The organism is Cellvibrio sp. KY-YJ-3 (genome assembly GCF_008806955.1).
Classification (GTDB): Bacteria; Pseudomonadota; Gammaproteobacteria; order Pseudomonadales; family Cellvibrionaceae; genus Cellvibrio.
Genome location: NZ_CP031727.1, coordinates 251,116 through 268,326 on the forward strand (window position 1 = coordinate 251,116; position 17,211 = coordinate 268,326).

Sequence of the window (17,211 nt, forward strand, 5' to 3'; positions counted from 1 at the left end):
TCGCGCGAATAACTGTCAGGGTCAGCAGCAGAAGTTATGGAAAAATGGCAGAATTAGCGCATTCGCACCGAACCTGACAAGCCACTTGTGCGCCACCAGCAAGATGACACGCTCATTCAGGTTCAATTGTTACAGACGTGCATTGTCCGTGAAATAAACCGTTAAAGCCAAGCGGATTTTGTCAGCTACCGAAAAAGGAACCTCCATACATCATGTTGCACGCGCCGCTCGCCAGCCCACAAGGCTATAACCCCTACGACCTGCTGCGTATTTATACCTATTACCGCACCCTGCTCGGTAGCGTATTGTTATTGATGTTCCAAATCGAGTTTGCACCAAGAATTCTGGGGAACGACAACCCGCAACTCTTTTTCTATAGCTCCATCGGTTACACCGCGATTAACTTTATGACCCTGATTGTGATGTGGCGGGTTAAATACGCGCCCTCACAAACCAAACTCTTCAGCTCACTGCTGATCGATGTTATTGCTATCAGTTTGTTGATGCATGCCAGTGGCGGTGCGACCAGCAGTTTAGGTTATTTGCTACTGATTGCGATTGCGGCCGGCGGCATTATGTTGCGCGAGCGTATATCATTCTTCCTCGCAGCCATCACCACGATTGTCGTGATTAGCGAAGGAGCCTATCGATTTATTATTCTCACGCAAGACAACAAAGCGGTATTTACCTCGGGCACACTCAGTGCTCTCGCCTTTCTTACCGCACTCCTATTTCAACATCTCACGAAAAAAATTCGCCTCTCCTATGCCGAAGCCGAAAGCCAAGCCAAACAGGCAGCGCATTTACAAAAACTGGCGCAACTGATTGTCGAAAGAATGCGCACCGGAATCCTGGTGCTCAACAACCAACTCACAATTGAATTACACAACCACGCCGCACTCAAATTGCTGGGAATCACCAGTGACACTATTGAAAATATTCCGCTCAGTCGGTTTCCCGACCTCTATAAAAAACACCAATCCTGGCAGCGCAATAGCAGCGATCACTCACCATTTTTAAAAATTGAAGGCGAAACCAGCAATGAAATTAAAGTCAACTTTGCCTACCTTGAAGCCGACAAAACCAATGAAGTATTAATCTTTTTGGAAGATGTGCGCTCGCTCAATCAACAGGCACAACAATTGAAACTGGCATCGCTGGGGCGATTAACTGCCAGTATCGCCCATGAGATTCGCAATCCACTCGGCGCCATTAGCCACGCCAGTCAATTACTGGCAGAGTCACCGCAGCTGCCACAGAGCGATGCACGACTGCTCGATATCATCAACAATCACAGCACGCGCGTGAACCAAATTATTGAAAATATTTTGCAGCTCTCCCGCCGTCGACCAACACAAACCTTACCGATTAACTTGCGGCAATGGATTCCAACTTTTATCAACGACTATAAGGCGAGTAAGACTAATGGCCCGCAATTGGAAATTGCTTTGCTGGAGAAAAATCTGCGCAATAATCGTAACACCGGCAATGTAAACAGTGATGGAGCGCTGGAAGCTAAATTCGACACCAGCCAATTGACTCAAGTGCTAAGTAACCTGTGCGACAACGGACTGCGCTATAGCAGTAAAAAAACCGGGCGCCCTGATTTACGCCTGGAAATTGGGGTGGACATCAGCCAACACCAACCCTATATTCGCGTGATTGATTACGGCCCCGGCATTAGTGATGAAAACATCAAGCATTTGTTCGAGCCATTTTTTACCACCGAAAACACTGGCTCCGGTTTGGGGCTTTATATTTGCAAAGAGCTATGCGAAGCCAATCAGGCAATCATTTCCTACAAGCGCACACCGCAGGGTGAAAGTTGTTTTCACTTACAACTCGCCCACCCTGATAAAGCTTCCTAACATGAATAACACTTTCTTGAATGCCGTTTGCGAGCAATAACAAATGACAGAAAAACGCGCTCTAATTATCGATGACGAACCGGACATCCGTGAACTGTTGGAAATTACGCTCGGTCGCATGCAAATTTGCACCGACACCGCAGACTCAGTTGCCAACGCCAAACAAATGTTGGCCAACCACAGCTATGACTTGTGCCTGACCGATATGCGCCTGCCCGACGGCAAAGGCTTGGAGATTGTTGAGTTAATCCAACAGCGTTACCCACAGCTCCCTGTAGCGGTGATTACTGCTCACGGCAGTGTCGATGCCGCGATAGAATCAATGAAGGCAGGGGCGTTTGATTTCATTTCCAAACCAGTGAATCTCGCCACCTTGCGCAAACTGGTGAATACGGCAATTGAAGCCAGCCAGTTAGCACCACAACCAGTCCCCAAACTCACACCAATTATTGGTGACTCAAAAGCAATTCAGGATTTAATCCGCAGTATTGAAAAATTAGCCCGCTCGCAAGCGCCGGTTTATATCAGCGGTGAATCAGGCTCGGGAAAGGAATTAGTCGCCCACTCTATTCACGACCTGGGGCCGCGCGCAAACAATCCGTTTATCGCCGTCAACTGCGGCGCGATACCGCGCGAATTGATGGAGAGTGAATTTTTTGGTCACAAAAAAGGCAGCTTTACCGGCGCGCATCAAGACAAAATTGGTTTATTCCAAGCAGCCGAGGGCGGCACCCTATTTTTCGATGAAGTCGCCGATTTACCGCTGGATATGCAAGTCAAACTTCTGCGCGCCATTCAGGAGAAATCGGTTCGCCCCGTGGGCGCGGCAGAAGAAATTAATACCGATGTTCGTATTTTATGTGCGACTCATAAAAATCTTGAAGAGGAGGTCAAAGAAGGGCGTTTTCGTCAGGACTTATTTTACCGCCTGAATGTAATTCAACTAGCTGTCGCCCCGCTGCGCGAGCGACGGGAAGACATTCCCCTGCTCACCCAACACTTGCTGCGAAAACTCGCCACCGAAATCAATTTGCCCAGCCCCAGCATTTCACCGGCAGCACAAAACGCACTAAACAATTACCACTTCCCCGGCAATGTGCGTGAGCTGGAAAATATTCTTGAGCGCGCATTTACACTGTGTGAAAGCAATCGGATTGATGCAGATGATTTGCAACTGCGCAGTACAGCGCAAGGCTTATCCTTTGCGGCTGAAAAATCATTTAGCAGCAACTTTAACGGCAACAAAACCAATCAGCAGGAACGCATAGGCGTTGACTATCCAGCTCGCTGCGCAGAGTACTCATCGCTGGATGAATATCTGCAAGATGTTGAAAAAGAAATTCTCTGTCACGCCCTGGAACAAGCCAAGTGGAACAAAACACTCGCGGCAAAACATTTGGGAATTAGCTTTCGCTCGCTGAGGTACCGGTTGCAAAAGCTGGGGTTGGATGATGAGTAGAGTGCCTCAGTGGAGGCCCTCTACTTTAATCTAAAGATAAATTATTTCCAGCAACTAGAAGTAGTATCTGCAGATGAGCCATTAACTGCAATACGCTCACCCGTATGCTTCAAGCTAAAACTGCTGCAATCAGTATCCAATGCCTGCACAGTGCCTGTAATCGGGGTAGCGGTTAATGTGTACGTAGTTTTATCAAAATCGCTCCCTTTTATCACATAAAAGCCACCTTGGGACTTGACCCCTGTAGAAACTTTTAGCTGGTCAATAACATCGCACTTCCCCTCAGCAGGATCGAACGTATTATAAGTCGTGTAACAACGCTGCAAACGAATTGCAATGTTATTTAGTTCACTGGTTGCATCTGTTCTGTTGCTCTTGCGAACCATTGCTGTGTAGCTCGGATAAGCAATAGACGCAAGAACACCAACAATTGCAACAGCCACCATCAGCTCGATAAGCGTAAAACCTGATTTATGACTCACCATTTACTACTCCGAATTTTAACTTATTCAAGCTGACGCCATGATAAACGCCCGAGTGCATCACTTGCACCACCACCATCGATAGACTCAGCTATTAATTGCCCATCTGCAGTACCATAAATTAAAGTATCTGTTCCCGAAACACCGGCCAAAGAATTTTTAAGCCTTGCAATCTCACCGGGGATAAATACGTCAAGGAAGCTCCCGTTGTGACTACGCAGAGAACGCTCCGTTCCCATAATGCTACTATCACCTGTGCCAACCAGTTCCATTAGCCAACCAGTACCACCGAATGAACAACCATCAGCATTAGGAATCATTGTTGAAAATATTACGCGGTCATACGCCAAAACGGCTTTTGATAATACTCTCTCCGATGCAGGAAAATCCAAATACCACCCAGACTTAGTATTCCAATTCGGTGTAGATGCGCTAGTGCCGCTATCATTCACATCACGAACTTTCCCATCTGTCGTCATTTCCTTTTTGTGCAGGACGGTTGATCGGTTTGTGTTGTAACTGATTCGCTCATTACTATCAGCAATGCCATAAAAGCTTTGAGTCGCAGTAGTTGCCGCATCGTTCAGCGTCATATAACTGCCTGTACCAAAATACACCATGATTGCATCATCACCGCCAACGGAGTTTCCATTTTTAAAACCCAGCGTAGGGCTAGCAGTAATAGGCTGACCTACGCCACCAGCAGACGCGAAGAATAAAGGGACATAATTCGAGCCACTCGAAAAGGATGGCAACCAAGCAGAGGCGGATCCCGTCAAGTTAAACTTCCACATATTCCCTAATCGATCCCCAGCATAGGCAACTTCGATTGGGCCTGTATTCACAGCACGATAAAGCGCAGGCCCCGCAAGGCCGTTAGCGGTTTCCGTATTGGTAACCACCGCTTTGGTGTAGATTGGATCAAATGGAGACTCTAAATCTATAACTAATAGATAAGCACGGCCATCCGCACTGTTGTATCCATTACCCAACACCACTTTCCAACGTCCATTCACAGGGGCTATATAGGGCCGGCCAAATACATTACCGATTTGAGGCATATCAGTAGCGGTAATTTCGAAAAGAACATTGTCTTCATCAAAATTATCGGGGTCAGTAACGTCCAGCACAAAAATACCCCGTGCGCCTGCGCCCATTGAACCAACCAAAATATTGCGCCACTGACGCCCCGTTTGACCAGGTACATTTATATACGCATCACCCAAAGCAATAGGACCATCAACCAAATACTGGTGAGCAATGCTCTCACCGTAGGAAGGCGATGCTACAGTCGCAAACTTGCTATAGACGGGCGAAGGGATATATGTAAAGAGTTCTTTTCCACAGTCGCCAATATTTGTTTTTGTACAATCGGCATTGATCGCATGCAACATTCCGTCGTTGGCATTAGCATAAAGAACTTTTGTGCGGGAGCTTTTAGCTCCAGCTAAATAAGCCTTGTACTCACTTCCGCCATAAACAGAATCCTCTAAACGATCATGCCCCTCATTTGCATCACCAGCGAACACCGGTGTTGAAGTAACTACGTCTCCCAGTAAGTTTTTGGTTCCATCAGACATTACGCGTTTGCGATAGCCGGAGATATCATCGTTCCCACGAACCCAGTTCATTAACTGTTGTGCACTAGTCTCATCGGCACCCAGTGCCGCTTTTTGAGTTGAACTTAGCATGCTCCAATTAGCAGTATTGAATTCGAAACTCTCATGAGACTCAGGGTTATAACTGAAAATTTTTCTACCAGTTTCAGAGTTTATCTTCCCTTTAGTAGACCAAACCTCTACAAACCCTTGCGCAGCATTATTGGATTGAGTGAACGCCTTAATTTCACCAAACCACCCTTTAGTGTTGAACATAGCCTGATAAACAAAGGTTCCCTCTTCCAAACGAGTTGAGTTAGTTGCTACGCCAGAACCAGTTGCAGTTTCTTTTGAGATGCTGGCAAAAATATTTATAAGACTTTCTTCAAGCAATGATGGATTTTTCATTACAAAATAATTGTCGGGCAATCCGTCCGGCACAGGTTCGCCTCTGACATTCTGAATATCCCACTCACCTTGCGAATCGGGAATTCCATTATTATTGGTATCATCAAACTTCCCGTATTTTGCAGCATAAAAAAGAGGGCTTTTCAGGTTACGCAAGCTAGGAACATCCGCTCCTCCTGCAGTATAAACTTTTTCTTTTCTATAAGAGTTATCTGCCGTATCAGGAGGCAAATCATCCGTACCCTCTGGTGCGATGGTGTTATACCAACTCAAACTTCCAATAGAAGAAACGTAGCCAAGATTGTGGGGATCATATCCACCTCGGGTAACCCATTGTAAGGTTTGAGTTCCCTCTGCTTGCCCTGTCACAGACAGATCAAGACCAACCAAGTTATAACTCATGTGCATACGAGATGTTCCAGTTGCCCAGTAAGGCAGCGTATTAACAATCTTAATTTGGTTACTATTTACACCCGTACCACAAGCAGCTCCCACACAAAACTCCAAGCGCTGCACAGCGTCCATATCATAGTCTGATCCCCACTGATTATCTTCCCAATAAAAAAGATAACTACCAGAGATAGGCTTTCCATTTTCATCGTTGGCAATATTTTCAACACGAACACCAACCAATGAACACGCATTAACATGTGTTCCATTGGTACAAACTGGAATTATCGATACAAATTTATCGCCAACGGGGATGTTAAAATTTGGTAGCCCTTCTGAAAGCTCAACCGCATAAGTGGATACAGTCTGCTTACCAGAGTAGCTGCTGCGAATATCATTAGTACGAGCATAGCGAGAAAGACCGGCAATAGCATATGTGCCTTGCCCTGTGGGAAACTCGGGGCAGCTACCGAGCAACCCTGATAATTTCAAATCTTTTACTGAGCACTGGGTCGACAAATTTGCATTTGCTGCAAGCCCAAGAAAGAATTTATTTGTTTCAGCACCGAACTCGTTAGTTCCTATACCATCGGTATATCCATCCAAAACGGAACGAGTCAAAGTGGCATTGATTGTTTTTAAATAATCACTTGTTAAATCATTTCCATCAAATGAATTAGGGCCACTTGATAGAACAATAATAGAACAACTGGCACACCAGGAGTTACTAGGCAAAGGGTCTCCCCAGTTACTACTTCCAACCCTAGTCAAAGGTAGCGCAGCTGTTTCGGTGATCTCATCAGAATCAAATTTGGCTGAACCGGCACCAGCCAAATAACGCAAAGTCTCTGCATATATTTCACCAATTGGGTTACGCCAATCTGAATTTCCTGAGTAGCTTTTATTCCCATCAGCAGGGACAAACGAAAACTGTGCAATTCTAAACAAGCTCAAGTTGTGAATAATGCCCTGCACTGATGTGTTAAAAACACCGGTTTCTATTGAAAACTCGTTAATAGTATCTGTAGTTGTTGAATATGTAAGCCCTGCTAAAGGGCCAGCTTTTTTGCGAAGCACACCACCCTTACCTGGAGCACCCCAGCTACCAGTAACCAAACCGAAGTTAATACTGTCATATTTTTTCTGCAACACACCTACAGGCTTGTAAGAACCTTCTTCATAAGCTAAACAACCTCCATTTACATTGGTGGATGCATTGTAGGTATTATCGGGAGCATCTTTGGTGGGATCACATACTTTCACTTTAACTACCAATTCACCCAACTTGCTGGTTAAGGTAGGCGAAGTAGTTCTTGAAGATGGTAAATTGGTTGTATTTGTGGAATCACTTCGCCACTGGCATTGTTGAATTTCAGTGTGCGACCAGTTGTACCACTTTCCTGGTGCGACGCGAATAACAGGGTAACCTGCTGCACCAGATTCAGTAGATACACTACAGATAGTGATTTCACTATTCGTATATGGAGTGTAATCACTGACAGCGCCATCTGCGCCCGCGTAGACTTTTGCAAAAGCATGACTTTCTTTTGGCAAAAAAGACCGCTCAAGAATGGTCGAGGCTGGCACAGTATCGCCACTTGCACTGGTAGACGCCGCAGTATCTACAGCGCGCTTACCGCCAAACAACACTTTGCGCAAAATGTCCATGCGTGTCATGGATGCCCAATTTAAAAAGTTACCGCTCCACTTTCCAGAACACTTGTAGTTGGTAGCTTTTACTGACGGGGCGAAGAAACTGCTCGCGGTAGCAGCAGTATCCGCAACGTAGTCATAACACCAGTTTGAATCAAAATATCCGTAATATTTAAAATCATTTCTGTAAGTGAGATCTGCGCTACGCAAGAATCCGCCATCCAAATTAGAATAATCCGGGTAAGCCTTGTAAGAGAGCTCTTGGTCGCGCGACATAGCCAGCATCACCACCGGCTTTACTGATTGTCCGACAAATAGTGGCGACTGAGCCAGATCAATAGCGCTAGCAGCGTGCGCAATGGATAGCAGTAACAGGAACCCCACTTTGGCAATCAATTGTCCAAGTTTTGAATTCCAATATAGCGACCGATGACGGTTCATAAACACATCCCCTTGTTGAAACTTCATATGCCCAACAATTAATTAATTCAAATTTAAGAACATCTAGTGCTGTGCACGATAGGTTGACTGCAATACCACTTTTGAGTTTTCGCTGCCTCCAAATCCTCTGGCAGAGATGCGGTAAATAGTTCTATTCCCTGCCTCCTCTACATTCATACCGTACTCTACAGACTCTCCCGAAGCAGCGGCGCCCGCACCTTCTACTTCAAGTAGCTCAATCACATAATCGGGCATGCGAGTTAAATTCAGCTCTATGTCTGCTTTTTTTAGAGTAAGAGCATAAGCTTTCCAATCATCGTCATCCCATCCAGCAACTGGCCCAACAACAGCATCAGATTTATTTTGGTTATTCAATAAACCATCTGCGTCATTAAATACCAACACTTCACCTTGTGTTTGAGCTATTAGTTCGCCAGTACGGAGCGCAGCTTCTGCTGATTGAAAAGCAAGGTTACGATCACGCATATTGCCCGCCATCAGCTCTTGCATATTGCTGCCACGAATAGCCGAGACAGCGACTATGGACATCAATAACACCATGATCAGACCGACGATAAGGGTCATTCCTCGCTGCGACTTGACTGTAATGTTTTTTTGTTTACATCTGGGTTTCATAATCTATTCCACCAATAACTAATTGAGCCGACTGCGAATACCAACAGTACTGACAAACACTTGTCGCAATCTAAAATCAGCCGCCTCTTTATCTATGTCATCTGCAAAACTGTAGGTTTGCTTTTCCGGTACCACATTATCATCAAGACTTTGAACCAAAAGATGCAAACGTACACTACTAACATTATGCCAAGCAGCCGCTCCAATCGCGTCAACTTGAGCGGCGCTATTGTAGGTATCCGGAATCAAATCGTTATTAGTGTCTCGCCCGTAGGTAATATGCATATCCTCTACGCCCTCAAGGATTTCCAAAGAAATTCCACCGGTGTTTTGCCAAAGACTAGGACGACCGGACTTACCTTTAGCCAGATAATAAATCACCCTTTGCATCTTCAAAATTTGCCCACCATCGGTATAACTATTATCCGCACCAGAACTCCCACCCCAACTACTGATCGTATTCCCAGGGGTACCAGACGCCTCATGATTTATATGCAATTCTCCCGACGAAACACCCACCTTGGTGGCCTGAAAAATACGTGCTTTTTTGCAATCAGTAACCAACAAAACATCTCCAGGGCAAATACCGCTCAGGCGATCATCTGTACCATTGGGACAGCCCTTGGCTTCTTGTTTGGTCAGCGAGGCGAACATAGTCGCCGCTTCTTTATCTTTGATAACCGACACATCATCATCCATAGCGCCGGTAACAACAAAGAGGTCAGTATTGGCAAGTGGCGCTGGTGATAACACAAGACCGGCAGGCGTTGCTGAGTAGCCGCGAATTGCATCTAAAACAAGCACGCCAGGTGTGGCTGATGAATCGAGCATGTCATATTGAAAATCAGTGCCTTTTACAGTGCTGTCGACTTGCCCTATTTTCCGACTGGCACAGCCCATAAAACCCGCCATACGAATATCACGGGCCATAAATTCAATAGCTAAACGGCCTGACTCTTGTACATTGGATACTCCTCGTTGGGTATTAAAAGCAGTTTTACTGCTAATAAACATTTGGATCACACCACCCATTAATATCAAACCCAAGGTGATAGAAATCATTAATTCAACCAACGAAAAACCTTTCTGTAGTTTTGGCATAGATGACACACTAAACCCGCGTTGTATATTCAAAGGTCGCAATATCTTCATCATTGTTCTCGCTCTGATTTTGCTCGCTCCAGCGAATTGAAATCGTACAAATACCGCTGCTATTGCACTTCACTTGACCAAGCCCTTCGGGAAGTACATCTTCAACCAGATCTCTCCATTCACGCAGATCCACTTCTGCCAGAGACGTACCACTGGGAGCATCTGCGTCATAATCAATTACATATTCTGTTACATGAGTTCGATTTAAGCGCATTCGATCAATAATGTCATAAGCAAGAATATTGGCTTGCGAACGCAAATACGCACTCTGATTAAATTGCAATGAGCGCATCTGCATTGCAGACAAGGTCAGCAGCGCCGTTGCAATAATGAGCACAGTAACCAACACCTCAATTAAACCAACGCCGCGCTGCCATTTCGCTAAGCTTCCCATATTCATTTCCTCCACACTCCTAACACGCAACATAATCTGTGCTTAATAAGCCGGCAACGCCTATGGACACTATGTTTGTGTTAAACCCGGTACAATTGGATACATGTAACTTGAATGTAACTGTTGAATTATTAGAGACTTTGGCCAAGGTTCCTAAAGCACTAAACCTGACAAAGTTAACAGCTGTGGTTGCAGGAATTACCAGTGCCTGCCCGGATTTAACATTGCCAGCGGCTATAGTGCCTGCCGCCGCAAAAGCAACATTGATCTCTGGATCTGTCAGAGGCCAATAGCGAAGAATCGTACCAGGAGTTGAAGCAATCACTGGCGTTGTAGCGCTGTCGGCAGCAGCAGAATCAACAAATACAATCCAACCTTTTGCCCAATCGGTAGCTGTGGCACAGGTAGTCTTGTTAATTGAGGGACATATTGAAACTCTAGCTGCTCGTTTTACAGATTCCGTTCTAGCGAAATTCAACGCAGCTATAAAATCGCTTCCCAAGGTCATAGACTTGTTATTGCGGATTTGATCATTGAAACTGGGAATTGCGACAGCCAATACAACCCCCAAAACGACCAAGGTAACCATGAGCTCTATAAGAGTAAATCCAAACTCTCTGCGTACCATCTCAAATCTCTTTATGCGTAATTGATATTTGCTATCGACCGTAGACACTGACTTACAGGTGAATTATATTTCTATAACTTATCACGATCGGACACTGGATATGTTGTCACTCTCGATATCCGGTCAGTGACAAGGTATGAGTGGCCAAAGATGGACTAATTTTCATCAAATCCCAAGGAGGGACATCGAATTATGAAAGGCTTTACTCTTATAGAATTACTCACAACACTTTGCGTTATATCACTACTGCTATTCGTTGGCCTCCCCAGTTTCACGGAAGTCCTCAAAGAAAATAGGCTTAAAACCTCCACCCTCAGCTTACTTGAGTCGATTGAAACCACTCGCTCTGTGGCGGTATTCAATAATCAGAGAGCGTTGTTGCTACCCAAAAATGGTGACTGGGAAGATGGATGGATCATTTTTCTTGATCTCAATGATGACGGACTACTAAACCCAAATGAAGACGTCATTCGTGATGTCACTGCACCCACTGGTGTAACTATCGAGCCTAATACACCCGTTACTGATTACATCTCCTTTATCGGCTCTGGTGAAGGTAGAAAGATAGGCAAGAAAAATGGAGGATCTCCGATGATGGGAACATTAAAAGTGTGCCCTCTCGAGGGAGGAGAGGGCTATGCTCTTATACTTTCCAGGGGAGGCAGAACACGATTGGATAAGTTGGCCTCAGCAGATTGCGCAAGCGCTCCCTAACTAAAGTTACTAACGCAGCGCTTTAGGTAGAGAAAAGCTGATATTTTCAGGAGTGCCGTCCATTTCGATTGGCACTTGTGCGCCGCAGGCTTTTAATTTGTCGATGACCTGTTTCACCAAAATTTCTGGCGCAGAAGCGCCAGCGGTAATACCAATACTGGTGCGATTTTTAATCCACTCCGGATTAATATCTTCAGGTCCATCGATCAAATAAGCTTCCGTTCCACAGCGCTCGGCCAATTCGCGCAAACGATTTGAGTTGGACGAGTTAGGTGAACCAACAACAAGAACCAAATCACACTCTAACGCGAGCTGACGCACAGCGTCCTGGCGATTGGTAGTTGCATAGCAAATATCATCGCGGCGCGGCCCCTGAATCTTGGGGAATTTATTACGTAGCGCTTCAATTACCTTGGCAGTGTCATCCATAGAAAGCGTGGTCTGGGTAACGTAGGCAAGGTTTTCCGGGTCATGCACTACAAGTGCATCAACATCAGCTTCATCTTCTACCAAATAAATTGCACCGCCGTTACTGGTACTGTACTGCCCCATGGTGCCTTCAACTTCCGGGTGACCTTCGTGACCAATCAAAATACATTCGCGACCTTCGCGACTGTAGCGTGTCACTTCGATATGCACCTTGGTTACCAGTGGACAGGTCGCATCAAACACCTGCAAGCCGCGCGCCTCTGCTTCTTGCCGTACCGCTTGCGATACACCATGGGCGCTAAAAATAAGAATCACATCATCAGGAACTTGATCCACTTCGTCGACAAAAATTGCACCGCGCTCGCGCAGAGAATCCACCACAAATTTGTTATGCACAACTTCATGACGCACATAAATTGGCGCACCAAAAACATCAAGCGCGCGGTTCACTATATCAATTGCGCGGTCGACACCCGCACAAAAACCACGGGGATTCGCGAGTTTGATTTGAGTCATGATCAGTGCACCTGAACCGGTTCGATTTTGAGAATAGCGACTTCAAATAAGATATCGCGACCCGCCAAGGGATGGTTAAAATCAACCACCACCACATCTTCATCAAAGCGTACAACGACACCGGGAAGCTCGGTTTTTTGCGCATCAGCAAAAGACAGCATTAGACCTTCGCTCAACTCTAAATCCGGGCTGAACTGGCTGCGTGCAATCTCTTGAATATTATTCGGATTGCGTTGACCAAATCCGTCTTCCGGTTTGATCACCACCGTTTTATGCTCACCTTCGAGCATGCCGAACAATGCCTTTTCAAAACCAGGTAATAGATTGCCATCCCCAACAGTAAAGGTCGCCGGGTCGCGCTCAAAATTGGTATCCACTAATTCGCCATTGTCCAACTGCAAGGCAAAATGCAAGGTGATTTTTGTGCCGGGACCAATTGCTAATTCACGCATTCGCTGGTTTCTCTTTGCTAAATAACATATCGATAATCAATACCGCCGCACCCAAAGTAATCGCCGAGTCTGCGATATTGAATGCTGGCCAATAATTATCGTGATAATGCACCACAATAAAATCCACTACATGGCCGAGCACAATACGATCATAAAGATTGCCTAATGCACCACCAAGAATAAATGCCAACGCAAAAGCCTCGCGCGGTTTTTGCTGCGCCGTGCGTGAAATCCACACACTCAACAGCACGCTTGCGGCAATAGCGATAACGGCAAAAAACCAGCGCTGCCAACCACCCGCACCGGCAAGAAAACTAAATGCTGCACCAGGATTGTAAGCCAAGGTGAAATTAAAAAATGAGGTAAAGACTTTCGTCTCGCCATATTCAAACGCTGCTTCTATGGCATGTTTACTGGCTTGATCCAGTGCCACTATCACCAGTGCAACGAGATACCAGAACCAAGATTTTTGGTAGATTTTGTCTGCCATTATTTTCGTTTCACCATGATTGATTATTGACAACACCTATGGGACCCCGCTTGCTGCGCCCAATAAACATCCAATAAAAATATTTGCACAGACAGGGCGCGGCAAGCAGCTCCCCTGCAAAAGTAATTACGCGAACTGACGGGTTTCGCCCGCACCATCCACGTTTTCCACACAGCGCAAGCAAATAGTTGGGTGCGTTGTATTTGCACCCACATCTGCACGATGATGCCAGCAGCGTTCGCATTTCGCGTGTTCGGATTTTTTCACTGCCACTTGCAGACCAACAACATCGGTTGCAACTGCATTATGCGCTTCGGCAAGTGGACGAATTTCCGCTGTGGAGGTGATCAATACAAAACGCAATTCATTGGCGAGTTTTTGTAATTCGATTTGCAATTTTTCATCGCAATACAAAATCACTTCCGCGCCTAATGAACCACCCACTTCACCCGCAGTACGTTTTGCCTCCAGCACTTTGTTTACGGCATCTTTCACTTGCGCGATCAATTCCCAGTAGCTGTCAGCAAAGGAGTCCGCTGGCATTGTGGGCAACTGATACCACTCAGCAACAAACACATTCGCCTCGCGCTCACCCGCAATCTCTTTCCAGATTTCATCGGCAGTGAAACTTAAAATCGGCGCGATCCAGCGCACCATTGCTTCAATTACATATTGCAAAGCAGTTTGCGCCGAACGGCGCGCAAGAGCATCGCCTTTTACGGTGTACTGACGATCTTTAATAATATCGAGATAGAAACCACCTAATTCTACAACACAGAAATTGTGCAATTTTTGGTAGATCAAATGTAATTGGTAGCTATCGTAAGCAGCGATAATTTCTTGCTGCAACTGCGCAGTGCGCGCCACAATCCAGCGATCCAGTTGCAGCATATTTCCAACTGGCACAGTATCAGCTGCCGGATTAAATCCAGTGAGATTGGACAAAATAAACCGCGCAGTATTGCGGATACGTCGATAAGAATCGGCAGTGCGTTTCAGAATTTCATCCGACACACTCATCTCGGTGCTGAAATCTGTAGCAGCAACCCACAGGCGCAACACATCTGCACCCAAATCGTTCATCACTTTTTGCGGCGGGATTACATTGCCAATCGACTTGGACATCTTGCGACCCTGCGCATCCACTACAAAACCATGGGTCAACACGGTTTTGTAAGGTGGAACCGCATGCATCGCCATGGAGGTTTTGAGCGATGATTGGAACCAACCGCGATGCTGGTCTGAACCTTCCAGATACAAATCCGCAGGGAAACGTAAACCAGCGCGCTGCGCGAGCACGGCGTAATGGGTCACACCGGAATCGAACCATACATCGAGAGTATCAGTCACTTTTTGATATTTATCAGCATCCGCGCCGAGCAACTCTGCGGCATCCAATTCGAACCAGGCATCCATCCCGCCCTGCTCTACTTTTTGCGCAACTGCTTCAATCAGGCGTGCCGTTTCCGGATGCAATTCTTGCGTTTCTTTGTTTACAAATAACGCAATGGGTACGCCCCAAGTGCGCTGACGGGAGATACACCAATCGGGCGAAGTGGCGAGCATTGCATCGATACGCGCCTTGCCCCAGTCCGGCACCCACTCAACCGACTCCACCGCTTGCGCAACCTGATCGCGCAAATTGTTTTTGCTCATGCTCACGAACCACTGCGGCGTTGCGCGGAAAATCAGCGGGGTTTTGGTGCGCCAGCAGTGCGGGAAGCTGTGCGTAATTTTTGCCTGCGCCAGCAATGCATTTTTTTCGATTAATAAAGCGATAACTTTTTCATCGACTTTGTAAACGTGATCGCCCGCGAAAATTTCTACATTCGGGCGATAGGTGCCGTGATCGTCGATATAGTTCAGCGTACCTATACCGTATTTCACACCGACACTAAAGTCGTCGGCGCCGTGATCGGGCGCGGTGTGAACAAAACCGGTACCAGCATCAGTTGTCACGTGATCACCGAGAATCACCGGAACCTGACGCGCATAAAAAGGATGCTGCAGCAGCAAGTTTTCCAGCGCAGCACCTTTTACACGGCCAACGATTTCATGGCTTTCAATTTTTGCGCGCGCCAGCACGCTGCCGATTAAGGTTTCTGCAATTAGCAGGCGCTCATCGCCAACTTGCACTAACGCGTAATCAACTTCCGCATTGGCAGACACAGCTTGGTTTGCAGGCAATGTCCAAGGTGTAGTGGTCCAAATCACCAAAGAGATTTTTCCGCTGCCACTTAATTCGGTAATGGCTTTTGCAATCCCTGCTTGATCGACAACCGCAAATTTTACGTCGATAGAAAAAGACGTCTTATCCTGATATTCCACTTCCGCTTCAGCGAGCGCGGAACCGCCGACCACGCTCCAATACACCGGCTTAAAGCCTTTGTGTAGATGACCGTTCTCAGCGATTTTACCGAGTGCGCGAATAATGTCGGCTTCGAATTTGTAATCCATGGTGAGATAAGGTTTATCCCACTCACCCAAAACCCCCAAACGCACAAAGTCAGCCTTTTGGCCTTCAACTTGTTTGGTGGCATATTCGCGGCATTTATTGCGGAAGGTTTTTACATCCACTTTGTCGCCCGCTTTGCCGATTTTTTTCTCAACATTGTGCTCGATCGGCAAGCCGTGGCAGTCCCAACCCGGCACATAGGGCGCATCAAAACCGCTCAGGGTTTTACTCTTGACAATAATGTCTTTAAGAATTTTGTTGACCGCGTGACCGATATGAATATCGCCGTTGGCGTAGGGTGGGCCGTCATGCAAAATAAATTGCTCGCGGCCAACACGCGCGGCGCGAATCTGTTGGTACAGATCACTCGCTTGCCATTGTTTCAACATGTCCGGCTCGCGCTGGGCGAGGTTTGCTTTCATCGCAAAACCGGTGTTAGGCAGATTCAGTGTTGTTTTGTAATCGATCATGATTCACGGTCAACTTGTTAACAAAAATGTTTAGAAAAAATTAGCGAAAATCGCCAGAAAATTATTGCTTGTCTTTCACTTCAAGCCGATCAACCACCTTTGGCATGGTGACCAGAATTGCCAGGGCTAATAGGGTGCAGAGGATTGCTGAAGATTCGCGCCCTAAACCGGCCGCCACACCAATGGCTGCTGTCAACCAAATACCGGCAGCGGTTGTTAAACCCTTAAGATCCTTTTCATCATTTCCTTTCAAGATTGCCCCGGCACCCAAAAAACCAATACCTGCAATAATGCCCTGCATTACCCGGCTTAACTCTTGCTCTGAAAGACCTGCCTGCTGGGGAATTAACACGAATAATGCAGAGCCTATGGCTACCAGCATATGTGTTTTAATACCGGCCGCCTTGCCACGCTGCTCGCGCTCAAAACCCAGAATTCCACCCAACAATGCTGCCATCAGCAAGCGGGTTACGAGAGTGGTAATCTCGCTTACATCTTTTAGGTCAGAAAACTCTGCCACCAATGTGCTGGTTATTTGTTGCCAAATGCTGCTCATAGTTTGTATTCCATTTTACG

At 46.3% G+C, this 17,211-nt stretch carries 14 protein-coding genes; 3 read left to right on the forward strand and 11 right to left on the reverse strand.

The features are described 5' to 3' along the window. Positions 1-212 precede the first annotated feature (212 nt). Together D0B88_RS01165 and D0B88_RS01170 are read left to right on the forward strand one after the other, a co-directional pair. Positions 213-1,868 carry a PAS domain-containing sensor histidine kinase gene (locus D0B88_RS01165; protein WP_151054406.1) on the forward strand — a complete coding sequence of 552 codons (1,656 nt, stop codon included), beginning with the start codon at positions 213-215 and terminating at the stop codon, positions 1,866-1,868. A gap of 43 nt (positions 1,869-1,911) precedes the next feature. Further along, positions 1,912-3,327, forward strand: coding sequence for a sigma-54 dependent transcriptional regulator (locus tag D0B88_RS01170; RefSeq protein WP_151054408.1), 1,416 nt, complete (start codon positions 1,912-1,914; stop codon positions 3,325-3,327). A gap of 41 nt (positions 3,328-3,368) precedes the next feature. Here the strand turns inward: D0B88_RS01170 and D0B88_RS01175 are convergent, their stop codons facing one another. The 6 genes from D0B88_RS01175 to D0B88_RS01200 all read right to left on the reverse strand — a co-directional run bounded on the left by D0B88_RS01175 (position 3,369) and on the right by D0B88_RS01200 (position 11,109). Then, positions 3,369-3,812 carry a type IV pilin protein gene (locus D0B88_RS01175; protein WP_151054409.1) on the reverse strand — a complete coding sequence of 148 codons (444 nt, stop codon included), beginning with the start codon at positions 3,810-3,812 and terminating at the stop codon, positions 3,369-3,371. A 20-nt stretch (positions 3,813-3,832) separates the two neighbouring features. Further along, positions 3,833-8,299 carry a pilus assembly protein gene (locus D0B88_RS01180; RefSeq protein ID WP_191966483.1) on the reverse strand — a complete coding sequence of 1,489 codons (4,467 nt, stop codon included), beginning with the start codon at positions 8,297-8,299 and terminating at the stop codon, positions 3,833-3,835. A 63-nt stretch (positions 8,300-8,362) separates the two neighbouring features. Then, positions 8,363-8,935 (reverse strand): PilX N-terminal domain-containing pilus assembly protein, encoded by a 573-nt coding sequence (locus D0B88_RS01185; RefSeq protein ID WP_151054413.1) that lies wholly within the window; start codon positions 8,933-8,935, stop codon positions 8,363-8,365. An 18-nt stretch (positions 8,936-8,953) separates the two neighbouring features. After that, entirely contained in the window at positions 8,954-10,036 is a 1,083-nt protein-coding gene (locus D0B88_RS01190; RefSeq protein ID WP_191966556.1) for a PilW family protein, read from the reverse strand. A gap of 10 nt (positions 10,037-10,046) precedes the next feature. After that, positions 10,047-10,481 (reverse strand): type IV pilus modification protein PilV, encoded by a 435-nt coding sequence (gene pilV / locus D0B88_RS01195; RefSeq protein ID WP_191966484.1) that lies wholly within the window; start codon positions 10,479-10,481, stop codon positions 10,047-10,049. Between the two features lie 19 nt (positions 10,482-10,500). Further along, the gene (locus D0B88_RS01200) at positions 10,501-11,109 is read right to left on the reverse strand and encodes a GspH/FimT family pseudopilin (RefSeq protein WP_151054419.1); all 609 of its coding nucleotides are present in this window, start codon (positions 11,107-11,109) and stop codon (positions 10,501-10,503) included. A 192-nt stretch (positions 11,110-11,301) separates the two neighbouring features. Here D0B88_RS01200 and D0B88_RS01205 point away from each other — a divergent pair, with 192 nt between their 5' ends. Beyond that, the gene (locus D0B88_RS01205) at positions 11,302-11,823 is read left to right on the forward strand and encodes a GspH/FimT family pseudopilin (RefSeq protein ID WP_151054421.1); all 522 of its coding nucleotides are present in this window, start codon (positions 11,302-11,304) and stop codon (positions 11,821-11,823) included. Between the two features lie 9 nt (positions 11,824-11,832). Here the strand turns inward: D0B88_RS01205 and ispH are convergent, their stop codons facing one another. The 5 genes from ispH to D0B88_RS01230 form a co-directional block, all read right to left on the reverse strand. Next, positions 11,833-12,768, reverse strand: coding sequence for a 4-hydroxy-3-methylbut-2-enyl diphosphate reductase (gene ispH, locus D0B88_RS01210; RefSeq protein WP_151054423.1), 936 nt, complete (start codon positions 12,766-12,768; stop codon positions 11,833-11,835). A 2-nt stretch (positions 12,769-12,770) separates the two neighbouring features. Next, the gene (locus D0B88_RS01215) at positions 12,771-13,220 is read right to left on the reverse strand and encodes a peptidylprolyl isomerase (RefSeq protein WP_151054425.1); all 450 of its coding nucleotides are present in this window, start codon (positions 13,218-13,220) and stop codon (positions 12,771-12,773) included. After that, a complete protein-coding gene (gene lspA, locus D0B88_RS01220) occupies positions 13,213-13,710 on the reverse strand; it encodes a signal peptidase II (RefSeq protein ID WP_007640192.1) in 498 nt (165 codons plus the stop codon). The genes D0B88_RS01215 and lspA overlap by 8 nt, the downstream gene beginning before the upstream one ends. Before the next feature lie 126 nt (positions 13,711-13,836). Continuing rightward, positions 13,837-16,635: an isoleucine--tRNA ligase gene (ileS, locus tag D0B88_RS01225; RefSeq protein WP_151054426.1), complete on the reverse strand. Its 2,799-nt coding sequence runs from the start codon at positions 16,633-16,635 to the stop codon at positions 13,837-13,839. Between the two features lie 61 nt (positions 16,636-16,696). Next, positions 16,697-17,191, reverse strand: a complete 495-nt coding sequence (locus D0B88_RS01230; protein WP_007640187.1) for an MgtC/SapB family protein — start codon at positions 17,189-17,191, stop codon at positions 16,697-16,699. Positions 17,192-17,211 lie beyond the last annotated feature (20 nt).